16 protein-coding genes are annotated in these 21,559 nt (G+C 62.9%); 3 read left to right on the top strand and 13 right to left on the bottom strand.

Annotation, left to right across the window (positions count from 1 at the left end; all coding sequences use genetic code 11):
* The 6 genes from GJ654_RS14805 to GJ654_RS14780 all read right to left on the bottom strand — a co-directional run.
* Nucleotides 1-836: calcium-binding protein (locus tag GJ654_RS14805; protein ID WP_425540394.1), on the bottom strand; the 836-nt coding region annotated here is incomplete at its 3' end.
* A 434-nt stretch (nucleotides 837-1,270) separates the two neighbouring features.
* Nucleotides 1,271-6,934 (bottom strand): beta strand repeat-containing protein, encoded by a 5,664-nt coding sequence (locus GJ654_RS14800; protein WP_155446940.1) that lies wholly within the window; start codon nucleotides 6,932-6,934, stop codon nucleotides 1,271-1,273.
* An 860-nt stretch (nucleotides 6,935-7,794) separates the two neighbouring features.
* Nucleotides 7,795-8,367: an HdeD family acid-resistance protein gene (locus tag GJ654_RS14795; protein ID WP_155446939.1), complete on the bottom strand. Its 573-nt coding sequence runs from the start codon at nucleotides 8,365-8,367 to the stop codon at nucleotides 7,795-7,797.
* Nucleotides 8,368-8,410: 43 nt separating this feature from the next.
* Complete coding sequence (locus GJ654_RS14790; RefSeq protein ID WP_155446938.1) at nucleotides 8,411-8,635, bottom strand: hypothetical protein; 225 nt, start codon at nucleotides 8,633-8,635, stop codon at nucleotides 8,411-8,413.
* Between the two features lie 127 nt (nucleotides 8,636-8,762).
* On the bottom strand, nucleotides 8,763-10,832 hold the full coding sequence (locus GJ654_RS14785; protein WP_246664763.1) for an alkyl/aryl-sulfatase: 2,070 nt from the start codon (nucleotides 10,830-10,832) through the stop codon (nucleotides 8,763-8,765).
* 235 nt (nucleotides 10,833-11,067) lie between these two features.
* Nucleotides 11,068-12,117, bottom strand: a complete 1,050-nt coding sequence (locus GJ654_RS14780) for a patatin-like phospholipase family protein (RefSeq protein WP_155446936.1) — start codon at nucleotides 12,115-12,117, stop codon at nucleotides 11,068-11,070.
* 278 nt (nucleotides 12,118-12,395) lie between these two features.
* Here GJ654_RS14780 and GJ654_RS14775 point away from each other — a divergent pair, with 278 nt between their 5' ends.
* From GJ654_RS14775 to GJ654_RS14765, 3 genes are all read left to right on the top strand, one after another.
* Complete coding sequence (locus tag GJ654_RS14775; RefSeq protein ID WP_155446935.1) at nucleotides 12,396-13,877, top strand: alpha/beta hydrolase; 1,482 nt, start codon at nucleotides 12,396-12,398, stop codon at nucleotides 13,875-13,877.
* 89 nt (nucleotides 13,878-13,966) lie between these two features.
* Nucleotides 13,967-15,010 (top strand): AI-2E family transporter, encoded by a 1,044-nt coding sequence (locus tag GJ654_RS14770; protein ID WP_264586232.1) that lies wholly within the window; start codon nucleotides 13,967-13,969, stop codon nucleotides 15,008-15,010.
* Between the two features lie 409 nt (nucleotides 15,011-15,419).
* Entirely contained in the window at nucleotides 15,420-15,680 is a 261-nt protein-coding gene (locus GJ654_RS14765; protein ID WP_155446934.1) for a hypothetical protein, read from the top strand.
* Nucleotides 15,681-16,062: 382 nt separating this feature from the next.
* Here the strand turns inward: GJ654_RS14765 and GJ654_RS14760 are convergent, their stop codons facing one another.
* The 7 genes from GJ654_RS14760 to GJ654_RS14735 form a co-directional block, all read right to left on the bottom strand.
* Nucleotides 16,063-16,920: a transcriptional regulator gene (locus GJ654_RS14760; RefSeq protein WP_155446933.1), complete on the bottom strand. Its 858-nt coding sequence runs from the start codon at nucleotides 16,918-16,920 to the stop codon at nucleotides 16,063-16,065.
* A 63-nt stretch (nucleotides 16,921-16,983) separates the two neighbouring features.
* The gene (locus GJ654_RS21505; protein WP_264586230.1) at nucleotides 16,984-17,109 is read right to left on the bottom strand and encodes a hypothetical protein; all 126 of its coding nucleotides are present in this window, start codon (nucleotides 17,107-17,109) and stop codon (nucleotides 16,984-16,986) included.
* Between the two features lie 238 nt (nucleotides 17,110-17,347).
* Complete coding sequence (gatB, locus tag GJ654_RS14755) at nucleotides 17,348-18,814, bottom strand: Asp-tRNA(Asn)/Glu-tRNA(Gln) amidotransferase subunit GatB (protein ID WP_155446932.1); 1,467 nt, start codon at nucleotides 18,812-18,814, stop codon at nucleotides 17,348-17,350.
* Nucleotides 18,811-19,116 (bottom strand): chorismate mutase, encoded by a 306-nt coding sequence (locus tag GJ654_RS14750; protein WP_246664762.1) that lies wholly within the window; start codon nucleotides 19,114-19,116, stop codon nucleotides 18,811-18,813. The genes gatB and GJ654_RS14750 overlap by 4 nt, the downstream gene beginning before the upstream one ends.
* Nucleotides 19,116-20,597, bottom strand: a complete 1,482-nt coding sequence (gatA, locus tag GJ654_RS14745) for an Asp-tRNA(Asn)/Glu-tRNA(Gln) amidotransferase subunit GatA (RefSeq protein WP_155446931.1) — start codon at nucleotides 20,595-20,597, stop codon at nucleotides 19,116-19,118. The genes GJ654_RS14750 and gatA overlap by 1 nt, the downstream gene beginning before the upstream one ends.
* Nucleotides 20,598-20,606: 9 nt before the next feature.
* Entirely contained in the window at nucleotides 20,607-20,894 is a 288-nt protein-coding gene (gene gatC, locus GJ654_RS14740) for an Asp-tRNA(Asn)/Glu-tRNA(Gln) amidotransferase subunit GatC (RefSeq protein WP_155446930.1), read from the bottom strand.
* 61 nt (nucleotides 20,895-20,955) lie between these two features.
* The gene (locus GJ654_RS14735; protein WP_155446929.1) at nucleotides 20,956-21,555 is read right to left on the bottom strand and encodes a hypothetical protein; all 600 of its coding nucleotides are present in this window, start codon (nucleotides 21,553-21,555) and stop codon (nucleotides 20,956-20,958) included.
* Nucleotides 21,556-21,559: the final 4 nt, after the last annotated feature.

Raw genomic sequence — 21,559 nt, 5'->3', positions numbered from 1 at the left:
TCGGCGCCGGCGCCGCCGTTGAACGCGTCGGCGTCGCCATCGTAATTGTCGTTGAACGTGTCGGCGCCCGCGCCGCCGTTCAGAACGTCGTCGAACGGCGTGTCTGAGAAGTAGTCGGCATTGGACGTACCGGTGACCGTCACGCCCGCTGTCAGATAGTCGTCCCCGTGTACGGAGACGGAGTCGCCGCCCGTCACGAGGCTGGTGAAGTCGATCGCACCGCCCGCGCCGCACATGTAGACCAGGAACTGCGTGGTGAGCTTGCCGCTGTCGATCAGGCTGGTGAAGGTGGAGAGCTGCGCCGCAGTGGCGTAGACGAGGGAGCTGTCGAGCACTTCCACATTGCTGTAGCTGTAGCCACCGAGGATCGCCCCCTTGACCGTGTCGATATCGGCTCCGCCATCCACGGTTCCTCCACCGCCGGAACCTCCCATGATGACAAATGTGTCGGCGCCAGCCCCGCCGGACAGGCTGTCGAAGCCGTCGTCAATCGCCGAGATGGTGTCGGCGCCGTCGCCGCCCTGAATGTTGTCGCTCCCCCACTGGCCGTCGATGTCGTTGTTGCCGGCGTTTCCGATGAACGTCTCATCGGCGGATGTTCCGAATATTTTGATCGGCGCAGCGCCCGCCAGGGTGATGGCGGAGATCAGGCCATCTGCGTACAGGACGATGCCCGTGACATTGCCGGGTGCGTTAAAAATCAGATTGTTGACTGTTACCGTGACATATTCATTTCCGCCATAAGACGAACTAATCTCAATCGTGTCTCCTGCGCTGGCGGCGTTAACTGCATCCTGGATGGTCGCGTAGGAGGAGGGAACACGCCGTAATGCCATAGCTTGCCTCTTTGTCAATAAATTTTTGACTTTTGTCAATTTTAAACAACGCAGAATGCAGCGTTGCTATCTCGCCGCTAAGCTTACCTTAGGTAATCGTCAACACGCAAGTCTGGATTGCAATACATTTCCTGCGCCGGAGACAGGGCAGACCCCACTCGCTAACCTTCCGCGCGGCAGAGGAAAATCTCGCTTGGGGGGCGCAATCGAAGAGATGCGGGCGTCGCTGATGCGGCCTTATCGGGATCGTGTGCCGCGCGGCGCATGCAACATGGAGTTTCGACACCATTCTCGTCGACCGCCGGCTTCGCCCCGGTCTGACCGGCCATGCCGCCGCAGAGGAAATCACCCGCAGGGCTTTCCCCGCGTTCGAACAGAAAAGCCCCGCCGCAATCGGCGGGGCTTGTGTGGATCGCGCGCGGGATCAATCTTGATCAGACGTAGCTCACGAAGGTTTCCGTTGCGCTGGAGGTCAACGAGAAGTGGGTTCCGTCCGTGCCCGCGAAGGCGAAATTGGCCACGTTCGAACCGTTGGTCAGTGTCAGGACATTGCTCGAGAAGCTCGAGGTGGTTCCGGTTCCGAAACCCTTGATATCGAGGAGATCGTTGACTGCCCAACCGTTGATCTTGCCGCCAAAGGTCATCGCCCCGCCGGCGCCGAAGACAAGTTTGCTCTTTCCTTGCAAATAGACGCTTTGTCCGGAACCGACGCTTGAATCGAACTCGATGATCGCGCCGGTTGAACTGGAATTGTAAAGGTAGAACGAACCCGTTCCAGTCACGGCGCTGCTGATGAGCGTGTTGCCGTTGTCTTGGAAAGCGCCGTTATTGACGATGCCGCCCGTAGCGGAGATTGTCGTCGGCGAACGGCCGGAGGCATAATAGGATGATCCAATCGTGATGTAATCGCCAGCGCCGTTGGTGAGGACGCCGCCGACATTCAGGCTCGAACCCGCCGAGGTCGAGTTGGTGTTGGTGTCCAGAGAGATGTAGGCGGAGTTGGTGAGGGCGCCGGTAGTGGCGACGACGACGCCATTGTTGAAATAGAGACTTCCGCTGTTGGTGGCCAATCCCTTGAGCGCGCTGCTCGACGTCAGCGCGCCCACGTCGGCGATGAAGGCGTTCGGTCCGTCGAGCGCCAGGCCCGCCCCGCTTGCGATGGTGGTGATCTGTCCGCTGGCGAACGCCACCAACGCATTTCCGGAAAGGTTCACCTCGCCGCTCAACACGCCCGAGGCGCCAAAGCCGGCGGCGCCGGTGACATTGAGCACGGCCTGCGCCGACGACGAACCGCCGCCCACGAGGGTGATCGTTCCGGCGTTGGCGAGGCCGGTCGCGGTCAAGGTGTCCGATTTCTTCAGGTTCGTCGAGCCGACAGACAAGCTGCCGCCACTGCTATTGGTCAGGACTCCGCCGAGCGTCAGGCGTGTCCCCCCGTCTTTGTAATAGGAGTCGTCAAGATGGATAGAACTGCTGTTGGTGAGACCCACCGTTGTGGCGACGACGACCCCGTTATGGAAGGTGAGATTTCCGCTGTTTGTGGACAATCCCTTGAGCGCGCTGTTCGAGGTCAGCGCGCCCGCGTCGGCGATGAAGGCATTCGATCCGTCGATCAACAGGCTCGCCCCGCCCGCGATGGTGGTGATCTGCCCGCTGGCGAACTCAACCATCGCGTTTCCGATAAGGTTCACGCTGCCGCTCAACACGCCGACTGTCCCGAAGCCGGCGGCGCCAGTGACATTGAGCACGGCCTGCGCCGACGACGAAGCGCCGCCAGCCAAGCCGATAAATCCAGTGTTGGCGATGCCGGTCGCGGTGAAGGTGTCCGTTGTCATGAGACTCGTCGAGCCGACAATCAAGTTGCCGCTGTTCGTCAGGACTCCGCCAAGCGTCAGGCGCGAGCCCCCGATGAGGCCCGAGGCGTAAGCGTTGTCAAGATTGATGGTACCGCCGCTGTTGTTGGTCAGGCCCGCGGTTGTCGTGAGGGCGGCGCCGTTGTTGAAAGAGAGAGACCCGCTGTTCGCGGCCAATCCCTTGAGCGCGCTGTTCGATGTCGGCGCGCTCGCGACGGCGATGAAGGCGCTCGACCCGTTGAGCGTCAGCGACGCTCCGCTGGCGACGGATGTGATCTGCCCGCTGGCGAACTGCACCAGCGAATTGCCGGAAAGGCTCACCTGGCCTTTCAACAGGCCAGCGGTCCCAAAGCCGGCGGCGCCGGTAACATTGAGCACGGCCTGCGCCGAAGGCGAGGAGCCGCCTGTGACGGAGATCGTTCCGCCGTTGGCGAGGCCGGTCGCGGTCAAGATGTCGGATTGCGCCAGGCTCGTCGAGCCGAGATACAAGTAGCCGGTGTTGGACAGGACTCCGCCAAGCGTCAGGCGCGTCCCCCCGATGACGACGGGCCCGTAGTAATTTGAGTTCGCATCAAGATAGATGGAGCTGCCACTCGTGTTGTTCAGCCCACCAGACGTCGTGACCACCGCGCCGTTGTAGAGAGAGAGATTTCCGTTGTTCGTGGCCAATCCCTTGAGCGCGCTGTTCGACGTCAGCGCGCCCGCGTCGGAGATGAAGGCGCTCGGGCCATTGAGCGTCAGCGAAGACCCGCCCTCGATCGTGGTGATCTGCCCGCTGGCGAACTCCACCATCGACGTTCCGGAAAGGTACACGGAGCCGCTCAACACGCCAGTGATCCCGAAGCCGGCGGCGGCGGAGACATTGAACAAGGCCTGCGCCGACGAGGACTCATCACCTCTGAGGGTGATAAAGCCGTTATTGACGACACCCGTCGCGGTCACGGAGTCCGAGTTCGTCACGCTCCTGGCGTCGACAGTCAGACTGCCGTTATTGGTCAGCACGCCGCCGAGCGCCAAGGTCGTCCCCCCGGTCCCCCCGGAGTAATTTTCGAGAGAGATTGAGCCGTCGTTGGTCAGACTCGCGGTTGTTGCGACGGCGACGCCGTCGTTGAGATAGAGACAGCCGCTGTTCCCGGTCAATCCCTGGAGCGCGCTGTTCGACGTCAGGGCGCCCGCGTCGGCGATGAAAGCGTTCGTTCCGTTGAGCGTCAGCGACGCCCCGCCCCCGATGGTGGTGATCTGCCCGCTGGCGAACTCCACCAGCGAATTTCCGCCAAGGTACACCTGGCCGCTCAGCACGCCAGTGCTCCCGAAGCCGGCGGCGCCCGCGACATTGAGCAAGGCCTGCGCCGACGACGAACCGCCGCCCTCGAGGGTGATCGTCCCGGTGTTGGCGACGCCGGTCGCGGTCAAGATGTCCGAATTGGACATGCCGAAATCGCCGACATACACGGTGCCGCTGTTGGTCAGGACTCCGCCAAGCGTCAGGGTCGTCCCCCCGACGCCGCCGGACCCATATTGGCTGCGATCAAGACCGATATAACTGTAGCTGTTGTTGGTCAGACCTGCGGCTGTGGTGACGGCGGCGCCGTTGTAGAGATAGAAAGACCCGCTGTTCGCGGCCAATCCCTTGAGCGCGCTGTTCGACGTCAGAGCGCCCGCGTCGGCGATGAAGGCGCTCGGACCGTTGAGCGTTAGCCACGCCCCGCCCGCGATGGTGGTGATCTGCCCGCTGGCGAACTCCACCATCGAGCTTCCGGACAGGCTCACCTGGCCGCTCAACACGCCAACGGTTCCAAAGCCGGCTGTGCCGGTTACGTTGAGCAAGGCCTGCGCCGACGGCGAAGCGCCGCCCGTGAGGGTGATCGTTCCGGTGTTGGCGACGCCGGTCGCGGTCAAGGTGTCCGCTTTCGTCAGGCTTGACGCGCCGAGATACAAGCTGCCGATATTCTTCAGGACTCCCGTGAGCGTCAGGCGCGTCCCCCCGGCGCCCCCGGACGAGTCGAGATTGATATAACTGCCGCTCGTGTTGGTCAGACCAGCGCTTGTCGTGAGGGCTGCACCGTTCCTGAGATTAAGGGACCCACCGTTCAAGGCCAATCCGTTGAGCGCGCTGTTGCGCGTCAGCGCGCCCGCGTCGGCGATCAAGGCGCTCGGCCCGTCGAGCATCAGCGACGCTCCGCGCGCAATGGTGTTGATCTGCCCGCTGGCGAACTCCAGCAACGCATTTCCGGAAAGGTTCACCTGGCCGGTCAACACGCCAACGGTCCCAAAGCCGGCGACGCCGGTGACATTGAGCACGGCCCGCGACGACCACGAAGCGCCGCCTGTGAGGGTGATTGTTCCGGAATTGGCGACGCCGGTCGCGGTCACCGTGTCCAAGGTCATGAGGCTCGCGGAGCCAACAGAGAAAGCGCCCTTATTGGTCAGAACTCCGCCAAGCGCCAGGCTCGTCCCCCCGTTGACGACGGCCCCATTTCGGTTGACATCGAGATATATATAACCGCCGCTCGTGTTGGTCAGACCCGCGGTTGTCTTGATCGCGGCGCCGTTGGAGAGGGAGAGCGTCCCGCTGTTTGTGGTCAATCCCGTGAGCGCGCTGTTCGACGTCAGCGCGCCCGCGTCGGCGATGAAGGCGCTCGGCCCGTCGAGCTTCAGCGACGCCCCGCCCGCGATGGTGGTGATCTGCCCGCTGGCGAATTCCACCATCGAATTGCCGGAAAGGCTCACCGCGCCGCTCAACACGCCAGCGGTCCCGAAGCCGGCGGCGCCAGTGACATTGAGCAACGCCTCCGCCGACGGGTCAGCGCCGCCTTTGAGGGTGATCATTCCGGTATTGGCGACGCCGGTCGTTGTCACGGTGTCGGGGCCGGTCAATGCCGAACCGCCGATCGCGAGAGCGCCCGAATTGGTCAGCACGCCGCCGATGGTGAGTTGTGATTTCCCGCCATACTGACCGCTCCGGTCGTCCGAATAGCCGTTGTTGTCGAGATAGACGGAGCCAAGAATGGTGAGCGCGCCTGTCGTCGTGACTTTCGCCCCCTTGTTCAGCGAGAATGTCCCGGTGACCGTTTGCAGACCGGCAAGCGCGCTGTTGGCGCCCGGGGCGGTGTTGCCGACGTTCACAAACGCGTTGGCGCCGCTCAGCCCGAGGTTTCCCTGGATCGTCGTGATCTGGCCGCTCGCGAACTGGATGCCGGCGTAGCGGGTGATGAACACCGTGCCGGTTTCCACCCCCGCCACGCCGAAGCCGGCCGCTGCTTGGACGTTCAAGCACATCCGAAATGCGGTGGGCAAACTCGATGAAATGTAAAGATATCCCGAACTCGCGTTGTAAAGCCCGTTCGTCGTGACCGTCGTCGTCCGGGTGAGCGAATAGGAGCCAAGGTTCACGGCGCCATAATTGATCAAACTGCCATTGATCTTGAGAGACGATCCGCCAGCAGTGTTGTAATAATCCACGCTAAGCTGGCCAGTGTTTTTAAGATTGCCGCCAATGACGACTGCGGAGCCCGGCGCGCTGACGTTGGCCGAGCTGATTTCCATCTCCCCGAGATTGGTGAGACCGACGCTGGTCGTCAATTTCACGCCATTTTCCAGCGTGAGCGCGCCAGCGTTGAGGCGCAGGCCCGTCAGTGCGCTGTTCGAGGTCGGGGATCCGGCCAGGGCGACAAAGGCGTTCGCGCCATTCAGAGAGAGCCCCGCATTTGCATCAATGGCGGTGATCGCGCCGCTCGCGAACGAGATCGTCGAATAGCCGGAAAGACTCACCCAGCCTTCGACCTTGCCCGTCACGCCGAACCCCGCCGCGCCATTCACTTTGACGAGCATGGTGGAGGTGGAGGCCGCGCCGCCCGCGACCATGAGCACGCCGTTGGTGTTGTCGAGTCCGCCGACGGCCACCGTATCCGATTTCGACAATGAATTATCGGTGGCGCCCAAAAGCACAACGCCCGTATTGGTCAGAACGCCGCTGATCGTCAGGTTCGAGCCGCCATTGCCAGCGCCTGCGTCGAGCGTCAGCACGCCGGTGTTGGTCACGGCGCCGGTGATCTTGCTTGATCCCGCATTGGTGAAATCGACCTGAGCGGCGTTGACAAGCGACGCGATCGTGATCGCCGAGGTCACCTGGGCCCCGCCTGCGGAAATCACGCAATTCGAGGTCGCGATCGGGATGCCGGCGCTCCAATACGCAGCCGTGTTCCAATTCGCGATAATGTCGCTTGTCCAAGTGTCGGTGGCCATGGTCGCTTCTCCTGCCGCGCGCAGGCGGCCTGCAGAGGTCAAAAGCGGCTAAGATCCGATCGGCAAAACAAGGCCCGCGCCTGCGAAAATTAGCCTTCGTATTAAATTTCTGCGCTTCAACGGCAATGCAGAAAGACTTCAATCCCTTCAAATATATCGCTTTATTTCACAAAGTTGCGCCCCTCTTCGCGTTAACTCAAGGGCAGCGATTTAATTCGAAGACATTTTAAGCAGAGCCAAAATAACCGCTAAAGCTACAGCTACGTAAGCTGCCTAAAACAACGTGGGAGCCAAGTCAAGATTTCGCGACCGAGGTCGCAATCTCCTCGGTGTGTCCACAGCCGTTCGTCCGCATGATAACCGCGCCAAATTCCGGCCCTTGGCCGGCGGCGTGCTGGCGTCCATGATGGCTGCGATGCGCCGGCGAACGCGCCGCGCTGTTCAGGATTCGCCCCTGGCGCCGAGCAATGAGGATTTCCGCTCCGGCGGATGTCCGCCCTCCCTTTCGGCCCGAGCTTGGGCGCGAAGGGTGGGCGAGCATGCGGGGCGCTCCGCTTTTTGCGTCGTTGTCCGCTTGCACGCGGACTCGCGCGGCTTCAAAACATTCATCTGATACGGTTTCCGCAAGATCGCTTCGCGATCCGCGCAAACGAAATCGCGCGGAAATCCTTCAGGCGAAGGGCGGATTTCCGCGCGAGCGGAATACGATTTCCGAACTGATCGTTCGGAAATCGTATGAGAATTGGAGCGCGGCGGAGAAAGCTCCGCCGCGCCGATCACCTCCCTCGCCAGCGACCCGAGGCGCGAAACGTCAGAAGACATGACCTCCGCACCTCAGGGCCGCCGAGCGGCGCGGGATGTCAGGCCTGCGTCTTCTTGAGGGAAAATCCCAGGCCGATCCAGCTTGCGCCGGCGAACACAAGGTCCACCCCGAGGAAAATGCCCAGCGTGTAGACCGCCGAAACCGGCCACTTCACCAGGATGATGACGCCAAGCAGCAGGGTGACGAGGCCGGAAACCGCCACCAGGATCCAGGGCGAACCCTGCTTCATGCCGAAGGCCAGGAAAATGCGCGTGATCCCGGACGCGGCCAGCGCCGCCCCGAGGAACAGGGTCAGCCAGACCGCCGTGAGCGCGGGATTGTCCCAGGCCAGGATGCCGGCGGCGATGTAGAGAATGCCGAGCAACAACCAGAGGAAGAAACGCCCCCAGGTCTTGACCTGGAAAGCGTTGATCACCTCGAACACGCCCGCCACGACCATCATGATGCCGACCACGAGAACGCTCGCGGCGGTCGCCGCTACGACGCTGCCGAGCGCCACAAGGCCCGAGATGAGATAGACGACGCCCAGCGCGATGATCCAGCCCCGCTTGGCGCGCAAGGGCGCCAGCGCGGTCTCGATATCGCCGCCAGGTGAAAAGATGGAGGCCATTGCATATTTCCCTTCCAGAAACTCTAGAGTCTGACTTCGCTTTTCAAATCCAGCGCCAGCCACAGATGCGGCGGCCCCTTCTCCACCAGCAAACCCAACGGCGGCGGCGTGGCCCGACGACGACGACTTGCGCCTTGGAGATCGATGGATCGGCAGGGGCGGCGACGCTTGCATGGATCGGCATCGCCTCGCCGCCCGTGGGTAATACCAAGGTCGCGGCGGCGATCAAGCCGCCGCAGATCAGTTTTCGACGATCCATTGTGTCCATCGCTCAATGTCTCCTGCGAAGGGCGTGGCGGTCTCCGCCCGGTCTGCAAGCCGCCGACGCGGAGCGGCTCGCCGCTTCGCGCCTCTTTTCAGTCGATGAGAAGCGGCGAGCCGCTTCGCGCGCATTTTCAGTCGCCGGCCGATTCCGGCGGCGCCATGTCGGGCAGCTTGAACGGGTCCGCCTGTTTTTCCTCGGGCGCGCTCGCGGGCTTCGCCGCCGTGCCGGGCATGATTTCGAAATTGGGCCTGAAAGCGACGATCAGACCGCGCAGCTGGTCGAACGGCTTGCGATCGCCGGTAAACGTCGCCTTGCGGGCCTTGACGAGATCATCAAAAGTCGCCGCGCCCATCATCACCTGATTGAGGTCGGCGCGGTTGACCGTGATGGTGAGGTCCGGGTTGTCCGCCTGCTCGCCCTTGATGTTGGTCAGCGTCGCGTTGCTCATTTCGATGATGTATTTTTCGCCATTGTCGGGCGTGAACAGGTTGATGGTGAAGCGCAGGCCCTCGGCCTTGCGCGGGTCGATGCTGATGCCGATGAAGTCGAGCCAGTTCTCCGTCGACATGGCCCTGATCACGTCGGGTGAGCCCGAGCGCACGGCCGGGCCGCCCGGCAGGCCGTTGCGCAGCTCGTAGGCGCCCTGCAGATAGATGTTGCGCAAGGTCGGGCTCTCCATCTGATAGCCCAGCTGCTCGAAGGACGTCGCCAGCAAATCCTTCGCCGGCTGGTTGCCCGGTTGCGCGAACACCAGTCTGTTCAGGATTTCCATGGCGTCGCGATATTTGCCGGCGTCGTTGAGCTCCTTGCCCTTGGCCAGAATCTTTTCCGAACCGCCCATCATCTCGACGTAGAGCGGCGCGGAATCGCGCGGCGACAGCGGCGCGATGTTGGTCGGGTTGCCGTCCCAATAGCCAAGGAAGCGGTTGATGACGCCGCGGCTGTTGTGCATTTCCGAGCCGTGATAGCTGTGCGCGGGCCATTGTTTCCACAGGCTCGGCGGCAGCTTGTAGACGTTTTGAATTTCGTTGATGGTGACGCCCTGATTGGCGAAGTGCAGGCTCTGGTTGTTGAGATTCGCATAAGTGTCGCGCTGGGTGCGCATGACCTCCTGGATGCGCGCATTGCCCCAGCGCGGCCAGCTGTGGGAGGCAAACATCACGTCGGCGGACTGGCCGAACTTGTAGAGGGCGGTGTTGATCTGCTTGGACCAGTTCAGCGCGTTGCGCACCGGGGCGCCGCGCGGCGTATAGATGTTGTGGATGGTGCCGGTGATGTTTTCCGCCGCCCAAAACCCCTTGAACTGCGGGAACCAGGTGTTCATCTCGACCGGGGCTTCGGTATCGGGGGTGTTCTGGAACACCATTTGCACGCCGTCGAGGGTGAGGTCTTCAAAATCCTTCTTGATCAGGACGTTTGGCGCGATCAGGCCGACATTGCCGTTGGCCACGTTCTTGCCGATCGACTGGTCCGCGTGGCCGTGGGGGTCGCGCGGCAGCAGCACGGCGTAGGAATATTGGGTGCGCCGTGACATGGCGTTGCCGCTGAACACGTTTTCTTCGATCGCCGCCTGCATGAAACCTTCGGGCGCGATCACCTTGACCTTGCCGCTGGCGGCGTCGGCCTCGTCAATGACACCGCGAACGCCGCCGAAATGATCGACATGCGAATGCGAATAAACGACGCCGAGCACGGGGCGCTTGCCGAGCTTTTCGTTGACGAGTTCGAGCGCGGCGCGCGCCGTCTCCTTGGCCGTCAGCGGATCGAAGACGATCCAGCCGGTATCCCCCTTGATGAAGGTGATGTTGGCGAGGTCGAAGCCGCGCACCTGATAGACCTTGTCCGGCACGACTTCATAGAGGCCGTAGGCCATGTTGAGCACGGCCTGCCGTTGCAGCGAGGGATGGATGCTCTCGAAATCCTTGCCTTGCAGCAGCCATTGGTAGCTGCCCATGTCCCAGGCGACATGGCCGGCGTCGGCCATGATCTTTTTGTAGGGCGGCTCGGCGACAAAACCTCTCTTGGCTTCCTCGAAATCGCGCTGGTCCTCGAAGGGCAGCGTGGCGGACACGCCTTTTCGCAGCTCGATCGTGAAGGTCGAGGGCGGCGCGCCCTTGGGGTCAAAATGCTTTTCCTGCGCCTGGCTGGCGGAGGGCAGGCCCGCCAGGACCAATCCGAGCATCAACCTGTTCAATTTCATTTCCATTTCCCCATCGCAATGTTGAAGACTGCGCGCGTCTGAGACCGGAGGACGGACAATCACCGCTAAGCAAACATTCGTTGGTCGGCCGGCGAATGTTTGCTTAGGTTCCTTTGTTTTCGTAGGATTTTCATCCGAAAGCCGGTGGCCACTTTTCGGAAATCCTGCGTAGGGCGATAATCGCGTCGAGAACGCCAAACATGACCCAAGGAGGCCGACGATTTCGAGCTGACCGTCAGCACTCCATGGCGAGAATGTCGAGATCGGCGGTGGATTTTTTGCCGAGGTCGCCGCCGTGGACCCGCAAGAATTCGTCGGCGGCGCGGCGGCCTTCCTGCTTGAGAAGGTCAAGGAACGGTTTTTCGGCATTGAGCTTGGACGAGGCGCCGAAATCCGCGAGCTTGTCAGTGAGAATGCGATGCATGTTCATCTCCGCCCAGCGGCGCCCCTCGCCCGCGCCAGGATCGGCCGCCTGCCGCAGCAGCGCGATCATGCGCAATTCCTTCATCAGCGGCGAATTGAAGGAAATCTCGTTGAGCCGGTCGAGGATTTCGGCCGCCGTGCGCGGGGTGGTCCGACGCTCGCGCGGATTGATCTGAACCAGGATGACGTCGCGCGCCTCGCTCTCGCGCACCAGCGGCGTGATCGTCGGATTGCCGGCGTAGCCGCCATCCCAATAGGGCTCGCCGTCGATCTCGACCGCCTGGAACAGGGTGGGAAGGCAGGCCGAGGCGAGCAGGACGTCCGGCGTGATCTCCTTGTTGCGAAACACGCGGCCTCGCCCGGTATGGACATTGGTCGCGGTGATGAACAGTTTGATATCCGCCTCGTTGAGATGGGCGAAGTCGATGCTGTCCTCGAGCATCGCGCGCAGCGGGTTATGGCCGAAGGGGTTGATGTTGTAGGGCGAGACCACCCGGCTCATCAGGTCCATCATCAGATAGCCGGGCGAAGCGTCGAGCGACCAGCGGTTCATCATCCGGTCGAGCATCGAGCGCTGGATCGGGCTGAAACGAGCGGCGTCGGCTACGCGCGCCCAATAGGCGTCGAGCGCCGCGCGGGCGCCGGGCGCGCCGCCCTTCACATAGCCGCTGACGAGAATGGCGGCGTTCATCGCCCCCGCGGACGTGCCGGAAATGGCCTCGATCTTCAACCAGGGTTCTTCGAGCAGACGGTCGAGCACGCCCCAGGTAAACGCGCCATGCGAGCCGCCGCCCTGAAGCGCCAGATCGACCAGAATTTTTTCGCGCGAACCCTGGGCTTCAGGAGTCGGCTTCTTCGCCATGCGGGCTCCGTGTCAACAAACGAGGAACAGGCATTCTGATCTAAAACGATTTTTTGGACCCGGCGCCGGACCCAGCTCCTCTAACCCGTAGCTTTGATCTTCTACACGAATGCGACAATCCGCAACACCCGCAATCCGATCAGCTCTTCGTAGGGCGGTTGAGTTTAGCAGCGAACGCGGCTTATGGTGCGCGCGTCGGCAGGACTGCAGGAAGGAACGCGCGTTGATGAAGCAAGGTCGCCCGAGGGCTCATCGCGCTCCTGCCGGTGGAGCCTGACATGGAGGTCGATTCCAAGAGGTCGCCGGGGCGGCTGACGCGGCTCGCGAAACGAACGATTCTGCTGCTCGCCGTCATCGCCGTCGTCTTGCTCGGCGTCCGCGTCCACGACAGCCAACGCGGCCCGCCGCTGGAGCTCTGGCACACGTTTGCGCCGCATGAGCTCAAGGCCAAGGCCTTGGACAGCGCCGACTGGGCGGCTTATCTCAAGGCCGAAGACGAGGCTTTCACCGAGGTTCGCAAAAACGTCACGGACGAACTGCCCGCCGACGAACAGATCCCGATCAATCGCTATTTCAAGGACAGCCCCGTCTATCCCGGGCATTTCAAGCAGGATTGGAATCGCTCCTACACGCTGGAGCCGCAGGGGACGCCAGCCGGCGCCGTTGTGCTCCTGCACGGCCTGACGGATTCGCCCTACAGTTTGCGCCATATCGCGCGCGTCTATCGCGACCGCGGCTATTTCGTCATCGCGATTCGTCTGCCGGCGCATGGCACGGTTCCCGCCGCCTTGACCGATGTCGCCTGGGAAGACTGGAGCGCCGCGACCCGGTTGGCGGTGCGGGAAGCGCGGCGACGCGTCGCCGCGCCTCTGCCCTTGCACATCGTGGGCTTTTCCAACGGCGGCGCGCTCGCGCTGAAATATGGGCTCGACGCCATCGAGGATCCCAAGCTGGCGCGGCCGGATCGGCTCGTGCTGATTTCGCCGATGATCGGCATCACCCAGTTCGCGCGTTTCGCCGGATTGGCGGCGCTGCCGGCCGTGTTTCCGTCCTTCGCCAAGGCGGCGTGGCTCGGCGTCGTGCCCGAGTTCAATCCCTTCAAGTACAATTCGTTTCCGGTGAACGGCGCGCGCCAGTCCCATCTCGTCACCCAGGTGCTGCAAGAGCAGGTGGCGCGGCTCGCCGACGAGAAACGGCTCGACGCGCTGGCGCCGGTCCTCACCTTCCAGTCGATCATGGACTTCACCGTGTCGACGCGCGCGATCATCACCAATTTTTACGCGCGCCTGCCGGCCAACGGCAGCGAACTCGTGCTGTTCGACCTGAACCGCACCGCGAAATTCGGCCAGTTGCTGCGTATCGCCGCGAACACGACGGTGTCGCGGCTGCTGACGCCGCCGCCGCGCGCGTTCAGGACGACGATCATCTCCAACGCATCGCCCGACAGCGGCGAGGTCGCCGAGCGCGTGACCGAGGCCGGCGCCGAGACGGAGCAAACGCGCGCGCTGGGCCTGGCCTATCCGCCCGGCGTGTTTTCGCTGTCGCATGTCGCGCTGCCGTTTCCGTTGAGCGATTCGCTCTATGGCTTGCAGCCCGACCAAGACGAGGACTTCGGCCTGAACCTCGGCGCGATCGCGCCGCGCGGGGAGCGCGGAACGCTGATCGTCAGCCTGGACGCGCTGCTGCGCATGTCGTCGAATCCGTTCTTCCCCTATATGATCGGTCGGATCGAAGAAGGTTTGACGGCGGCCGCGCGCTGAGCGCGCCTCAAGATGATAGAGTCGTCGCGCCATTGGAAAAGACGTTTTCTTTGCCGCAGTCGTGAACGCAAAAGATTTGGAGGACTGACGTGCCCAACACGCCCCTGCGCCTGGCCGCAGCGCTGATCATCGCCTCGATCGTCATTGGCGCCCTCTATTTCGCCTCGGCGGTTTTCGAGCCTGTCGCCTTCGCGTTTTTCTTCATCGCCATCAGCTGGCCCATGCAAAAGGCGCTGCAGACGCGCGCGCCGAAGACCGTGGCGCTGATCGCCACCGTCGTCGTCGGGCTGGTGATCGTCTTCACCCTGACCTCATTGATCGCCTGGGGCGGAGGCCAGGTCGCCCATTGGCTGACCCGGAATTTCGATCGCCTGCAAGGCCTTTACGCGGCCAGCGCGCAATGGCTGGAGCAACACGACATTTTCCTTTCGACGCTGATTTCGGAACGGTTCAACGTCGTCTGGGTGCTGCGTCTGTCGCAACAGGTCGCCTTGCGGCTGAACAGCCTGGTCGGCTTCTCGCTGCTGGTGTTCGTCTTCCTCGCTTTGGGGCTGCTCGAAGCCGAGGCGTTTTCGAAAAACCTGCGGACCGTGGGCGGCGAGGTGACGGGAAGCAGGCTGATCGCCGCCGGCGTCGAGATCGGCGGCAAGCTCAGGCGCTACATGCTGGTGCGCACCTGGGCGAGCCTGCTCACCGGCCTGGTCGTGTGGGGATTTTCCTTCCTGATCGGCCTGGAGCTGGCCGCCGCCTGGGGCGTGATCGCCTTCGCCCTGAACTACATTCCCTTCATCGGCCCGCTGGTCGCAACCACGCTGCCGGCCCTGTTCGCCCTGGCGCAAACGGGATCGTGGGAACTGGCCCTCATCGTGCTCGTCACCCTGGCCATCCTGCAGTTCCTGATCGGCAGCTATCTGGAGCCTCTGCTGGCGGGAAAGAACCTGACGATCTCGCCCTTCCTCGTGCTGTTTTCGGTGTTCTTCTGGGGCTTTATCTGGGGGCTGCCGGGAACGTTCATCGGCGTTCCCATCGCCATCGCCTGCCTGACCCTGTGCGAACATTTCCCCGAAAGCCGCTGGATCGCCGTCCTGCTGTCAGGCAAGGCGTCCAACGCCAAGGCGGAAGGCGAAGCCTGAGGTTTTCAGCGCGCGTCCTTGTTTCTCGTTCTCGCCGGGCCGGCCTGAACGCGGTTTTCGGCCGTTCTGCTTGCGAAAGCATAAACCATGCGTGAAGGACGTGGGATGACTTCCGATGCCCCCTTGCGTTTCGTGCGTTTTCCGGCGCATTTGCTTCGCAAGGTCTCACATCGCGTGGATGCTTTGGCGGACGCCCTCTCCGCCACCATCCGCGCCAACACAAAGCCGCACTGGCGCTGAGCATCACGGAAGCATGAAACATCGTCATACGGTTTCCGCAAGATCGCTTCGCGATCCGCGAAAACGAAATCGCGCGGAAATCCTCCAGCCGAAGGGCGGATGTCCGCGCGAGTGGAATACCATTTCCGAACTGATCGTTCGGAAATCGTATCACGTCTCTGGCGCGCTGATGCTCACGATGGTCGCGTGCGGGCTTGCCGCCGCCGCAACCAAACCTCCGGTGCGGCCCCCGGAGACGACAACGCCGGCTCAGCCGCTCGAACGGCAACCGGTCGATGTCGATGTGCAGAGCCTGCAGCCTTACAATCTCCCCCCGGCGTCACGCGCGAAAATGCGCGCCTGCGGAGAGGAATGGCGGGCGATGAAGCTCGCCGGGCAAGCGGGCGGGTTGACGTGGCGGACCTTCGCCGAACAGTGTCTGGTGAAATAGCGGCGCATCTTCCGACGGCGCGCGGGCGACTGCTGACAATAACCCGTGGACCGCCCTCGCCCTTCGAGACGCCTGCGCCGCAGGCTCCTCAGGGTGAGGGGCTACTGATACGGTTTCCGCAAGATCGCTTCGCGATCCGCGAAAACGAAATCGCGCGGAAATCCTTCAGGCGAAGGGCGGATTTCCGCGCGAGCGGAATACGATTTCCGAACTGATCCTTCGGAAATCGTATGAATTGTTATTCTTAGAGCGTTTTCAAGCGAAGTGGATGCCGGTTCGCGTGAAGAAAACGCGTAGAAACAAAAAACTAGAGCCCATTCGGTGAACGGGCTCTAGAGAACCGGGCGCGCCGGCGGCGCGCCCTGGATATTCGGCTGTGACCTCAGCCCTCATTTTCCGAGGATGGAGCTTCGGTCGGCGCGGCCGCTTTCGGCTTGCGCGTGACCTTCGGCTTTGCGGTCGCCTTGGCTTTCGGCGGCGCCTTGGGTTTCGGCGGGGGCGGCGCGGCTTCCGTCACCTTCTTGCTGACACGGCGCGACGCGGCGGCGGTGCGCGCGGGGGCTTCCGTCTTTGCCTTCTTCGCGGCGGGCGCCTTGGCGGGCTTGGCTGCGTCCGACTTCGCCGCGTCCGATTTGGCGGCGGCGGACTTCGCGGGCTTTTTGGCGGCCGGCTTCGCGGCGGGCGCCTTGGCGACGGGGGATTTGGCTACCGCTTTCGCGGCGGCGGGTTTTGCCTTGGTCGGCTCGGCCGCCTTGGTTCGGGCGTTCTGGCTGGCGCGGCTCTTCGGGCTCGCGACGCTCTTCGGATTGGCCGCGCTCTTGGGGGGCTTGGCCGGCTTTTCGGCGGGCTTCTTCGCCGCAGGTTTGGTGGCGGTGGCTTTCTTTTCAGCGGATTTGGCGGCGGGCTTCGCGACGGGCGCCTTGGTCGCGACCTTCTTGGTCGCGGCCTTCTTGGTCATCTTGGCCTCAGCCTTTGGCGGCGGCGAAATTTTCGGGGCGGATGTCTTCGCGACGGTCTTGGGTGCAGGGGCCTTGGCCGCGGCCTTCTTCGCCGGCGCTTTCGCCGCGGTCTTGCCCGTCTTTTCCGCGCTCTTCTTCGCAGCGGGCGCGGCGGTGGTTGTCTTCGTCGCCTTCTTCGTCTCGACCGGCGCCTCAGGCGCCTTCGTCTTCCCCGGAGCCTTCGCGGATTTGCTCGCCGGCGATTTGGCGGCGGCGGATTTCGATTTCGGTGCTTGCGCCATCTCAAGTCCCCCTTTGCGGCCGGCGCTTTCAGGCCGGAATGGCGAAATTGAGCCTAAACCTGTTCACGCCGCGCGCAAGTCTTCCGCGCGGCAAGACTTGCGCAAGACTTGGTTCGCAAGCGCGATGTCGTCGATGACAATTACAATGTCGCAACTGTCCTTGACCACGTCGGCGCCCACGCGGCGCATCGGAGCCTCCGCCGCGCGCCACCGCCGAAAAACTTTTATTTTCATGAGACTGCCGCAAGATTGCGCGCACGGTGATCACACGCGCGCGCGCAGGAGTCGGCGCTTCGCACATGCGCTCGGCGCTTCCTTCGCATGTGTCGCCATGCGCGAAAACTTTTTTGGGAAAACTGAAAACGCGCGCCGAAAACAGCGCGCGTCTTGTTTGATCACCGATTCTTCGCGCAAACAGCGCGGCGAATCAGATGCCGAGTTTGCTCTTCAGGAGATCGTTCACCGCTTGCGGATTGGCCTTGCCGCCCGTCGCTTTCATCACCTGTCCGACGAACCAGCCGAGCATGGTGGGCTTAGCTTTCGCCTGCTCCACCTTGTCGGGATTTTTGGCGATGATGTCGTCCACCGCCGCTTCGATCGCGCCGGTGTCGGTGACCTGCTTCATGCCGCGCGCTTCGACGATCTGCGCGGGATCGCCGCCTTCGCTCCACACGATTTCAAATAGGTCCTTGGCGATCTTTCCCGAAATGGTGTTGGCCGAAATCAGGTCGACGATGCCGCCGATCTGCGCCGCCGAAACGGGGGAGTCTTCAATCCCCTTGCCTTCCTTGTTGAGGCGTCCGAACAGTTCGTTGATCACCCAGTTGGCGACGAGCTTTGAATCGCGGCCCTTGGCGGCTTCCTCAAAGTAATCGCCGAAGGCGCGCTCAAGAACCAGCACGCCCGCGTCATAGGGGGTGAGCCCATATTGCGCGATGAAGCGGGCCTTCTTTTCGTCGGGCAGTTCAGGAAGACCTTTGGCCAGTTCATCGACGTAAGCGCCGTCGAATTCGAGCGGCAACAGGTCGGGGTCGGGGAAATAGCGGTAGTCGTGCGCCTCCTCCTTGGAGCGCATCGAGCGCGTCTCGCTTTTCGCCGGATCGTAGAGCCGCGTCTCCTGGTCGATCTTGCCGCCGTCCTCCAGAATGCCAATCTGGCGGCGCGCTTCGACCTCGATGGCCTGACCGATGAAGCGGATCGAATTAACGTTCTTGATTTCGCAGCGCGTGCCCAAGGGATCGCCCGGCTTGCGCACGGACACGTTGACGTCGGCGCGCAGCGACCCCTGCTCCATGTTGCCGTCACAGGTGCCGGCGTAACGCAGGATGGTGCGCAGTTTTGAAACGTAAGCCTTGGCCTCGTCGGCGCAACGCATGTCCGGCTTCGACACGATTTCCATCAGCGCCACGCCGGAGCGGTTCAGGTCCACGTGCGAGTCGTTGGCGCCGAGATCGTGCAGCGATTTTCCGGCGTCCTGTTCGAGATGCAGGCGCTCGATGCCGACCTTGATCTGCTCGGTGGGCGACAAATCGACCAGCACCTCGCCCTCGCCGACGATGGGGTGCTTGAACTGGCTGATCTGATAGCCCTGCGGCAAGTCCGGGTAAAAATAGTTTTTGCGGTCGAAGACCGAGCGATGGTTGATCTGCGCCTTCAGCGCCAGGCCGGTGCGGATTGCCTGCTTGACGCACTCTTCGTTGATGACCGGCAGCATGCCCGGCATGGCCGCGTCCACCAGCGAAACGTGGGTGTTGGGCTCGCCGCCGAATTCGGTGCTGGCGCCGGAAAACAGTTTGGATTTGCTCGTCACCTGGGCGTGGATTTCCAGACCGATGACAACTTCCCAGTCGCCGGTCGCGCCCGCGATCAATTTGTGTTTGGCTGGCGTGTTCATGTGCGATCCTTCTCGGCCGCCTCGTGCATCAGGCGCTCTTCATAGGCGATCGACCAGTCGATGATGGTGGTCCACAGCGACTTCGCCAGACCGCCATCGAGATTTTGCTTTTCCGCATGCGCGGCGACATTTTTCAAGACTTCGTCCACCCGCTCCGGCACCAGCGCGGGAATGCCGTTGGCGCGCTTGATGCGGGCGGCGGCCTCGATCTGGCGCTGGCGACGCGCCAGCAGGACGACGAGTTCGTTGTCGAGATCGTCGATGCTCTGGCGCACGTCCGCCATCGGTGTTTCCGGGGTCATCAGCCCCACCACGGTTCGGGCAGCACGATTTTCGGCGCCGCCTGCTCGATGGCCTCTCCCAGCGAAAACAGGGTTTCCTCCTCGAAGGGGCGGCCGATCAGTTGCAGGCCGAGCGGCAGGCCGTCCGACGACATGCCGGCGGGCACGACGAGGCCGGGCAGGCCCGCCATGTTCACCGTCACGGTGAAGACGTCGTTGAGGTACATTTCGACGGGATCGGCCGACCCCTTTTCCCCTTGGGCGAAGGCGGGCGACGGGGTGGCCGGCGTCAAAATGGCGTCCACGCCGGACGCGTAGGCGAGATCGAAATCGCGCTTGATCAGCGTGCGGATTTTTTGCGCGCGCAGATAATAAGCATCGTAATAGCCGGCCGACAGCACGTAAGTGCCGATCATGATGCGGCGACGCACTTCCTTGCCAAACCCTTCCGCGCGAGTCTTCTCGTAGAGATCGACAATGTCCTTGCCGGTCTTTCGCAAGCCGTAGCGGATGCCGTCGTAGCGGGCGAGGTTTGACGACGCTTCCGCCGGCGCGACGATGTAATAGGCGGGCAACGCGTGTTTGGTGTGCGGCAGCGAGATTTCGCGAATCTCCGCGCCCGCAGCCTTCAGCCAGGCTACGCCCTGGTCCCACAAGGCCGCGATTTCGGCGGACATGCCGTCGAGGCGATATTCGCGCGGGATGCCGATCACCTTGCCTTTGACGGAGGCGCCCACCGCCTGCTCGTAATCGGGCACGGGAGCGTCGACCGACGTCGTGTCTTTCAAATCGTGGCCGGCCATGGAGCGCAGCATGATCGCCGCGTCGCGCACGGTGCGGGCGATGGGGCCAGCCTGATCCAGCGACGAGGCGAAGGCGACGATGCCCCAGCGCGAGCAACGGCCGTAGGTCGGCTTGATGCCGACCGTGCCGGTGAAGGCTGCGGGCTGGCGGATCGAGCCGCCGGTGTCGGTCGCGGTGGCGCCCAGGCACAGATGCGCGGCCACCGCTGCGGAAGACCCGCCCGAGGAGCCGCCGGGAACGATTTTGGCGTCCGAATTTTTCCGACGCCAGGGCGAGACCACCGGGCCGAAGTAAGAGGTCTCGTTCGACGAGCCCATGGCGAATTCGTCGAGATTGAGTTTGCCCAGCATCACCGCGCCGTCGCGCCACAGGTTTGTGGTGACGGTCGATTCGTATTGCGGGACAAACCCTTCGAGAATGTGGCTGGCGGCGGTGGTCTGCACGCCCTCGGTGCAATACAAATCCTTGATGCCCAGCGGCAGGCCTTCGAGCGCGCCGCCCTCGCCTTTCGCCAGTTTCGCGTCGGAGGCCTTGGCCATGTCGAGCGCCTTTTCCGGCGTCTCCACAATATAGGCGTTGAGCGAGCGCGCTTTCGCGACGGCGTCGACATGGGCCTGCGTCAGTTCGACGGAGGTGAAACGCTTCGCCTTGAGGCCGTCGCGCGCTTGCGCCAGGGTCAGGCGGGTCAGATCGGTCATTTCGAAAACCTATTCGATGACTTTGGGCACGACAAAAAAACCGTCCTCGCGGGCGGGCGCGTTGGCGAGCACTTTTTGCTGGATGTAGCCGTCGGTGATTTCGTCCACCCGCTTCTTCATGCGCATCGGCAGCACGGAGGTCATGGGCTCGACGCCGTCAACGTCAACGCTGTTCAGTTCCTCGACGAAGCCGAGAATGGCGTTGAGCTCGTTTTGCAGGTGCGGGGCCTCATCCTCGCTTACGCTGATGCGCGCCAGGTGGGCGATGCGCCGCACCGTCGCCAGATCGACCGACATTTTCGGACTCCGTAGCCAAACAGGACGGATTGGCTATACAGCCCGCTCTCGCGCCGCGCAATCATGGGCGGGCGGGGAAGTTGACCATGATCGCAGAGACTTTTGCGCCGGCCGCGCGCAGGCGCTTGTCGGTGGAGGCGATCTTGACGCCGTCGCCGCTCATGCCGTTGGGCAGGTCGCCCTCCACGGCGAAACGGATCGACAGCGTGCAGCCGCCCGGAAGTTTCGCAAGCTTGCCGCCATGAAAATCCTCGATATAGCCGCCGTAATCCCAGTCAAACCCGCTCACCTCGAAAGGCTTGCCGTTGGCGGCCTCAACCGTCGCGACATCCGCGCCCGGGGCGAGCCCGGCCACCGTCCATTTGCCGCCCTGCTCCGGCAGTCGATAGCCCGAAACCGTCGTCAGCTTGTCATCGGAGAAGATTATTTCGATCCGCCGCGCCGGGTCTTTGGGAAACAGCGCCAGGGCTTTCAGCGATTCGCCTTCGGCCCCGGAAACGCGGGTGATTTTGGCTTCGGCGCCGAAGCGTTTTTTCAGGCTCGCGGCGGTGTCGTTGGCCGCCACCGGGCTGGCGCAGCCGGCTTCGCCTTCCCTGGGAAGGGCCTGCTCCGCACGGGCCGCGCCGGTGAGCATGAGGGCGACGAGGAGCAGAATGCGCATGGCC

The organism is Rhodoblastus acidophilus (assembly GCF_009720655.1).
Classification (GTDB): Bacteria; Pseudomonadota; Alphaproteobacteria; order Rhizobiales; family Beijerinckiaceae; genus Rhodoblastus; species Rhodoblastus acidophilus_A.
Note: the sequence above shows the minus strand (reverse complement) of the source record. Positions and strands in the feature narration are given on the sequence as shown.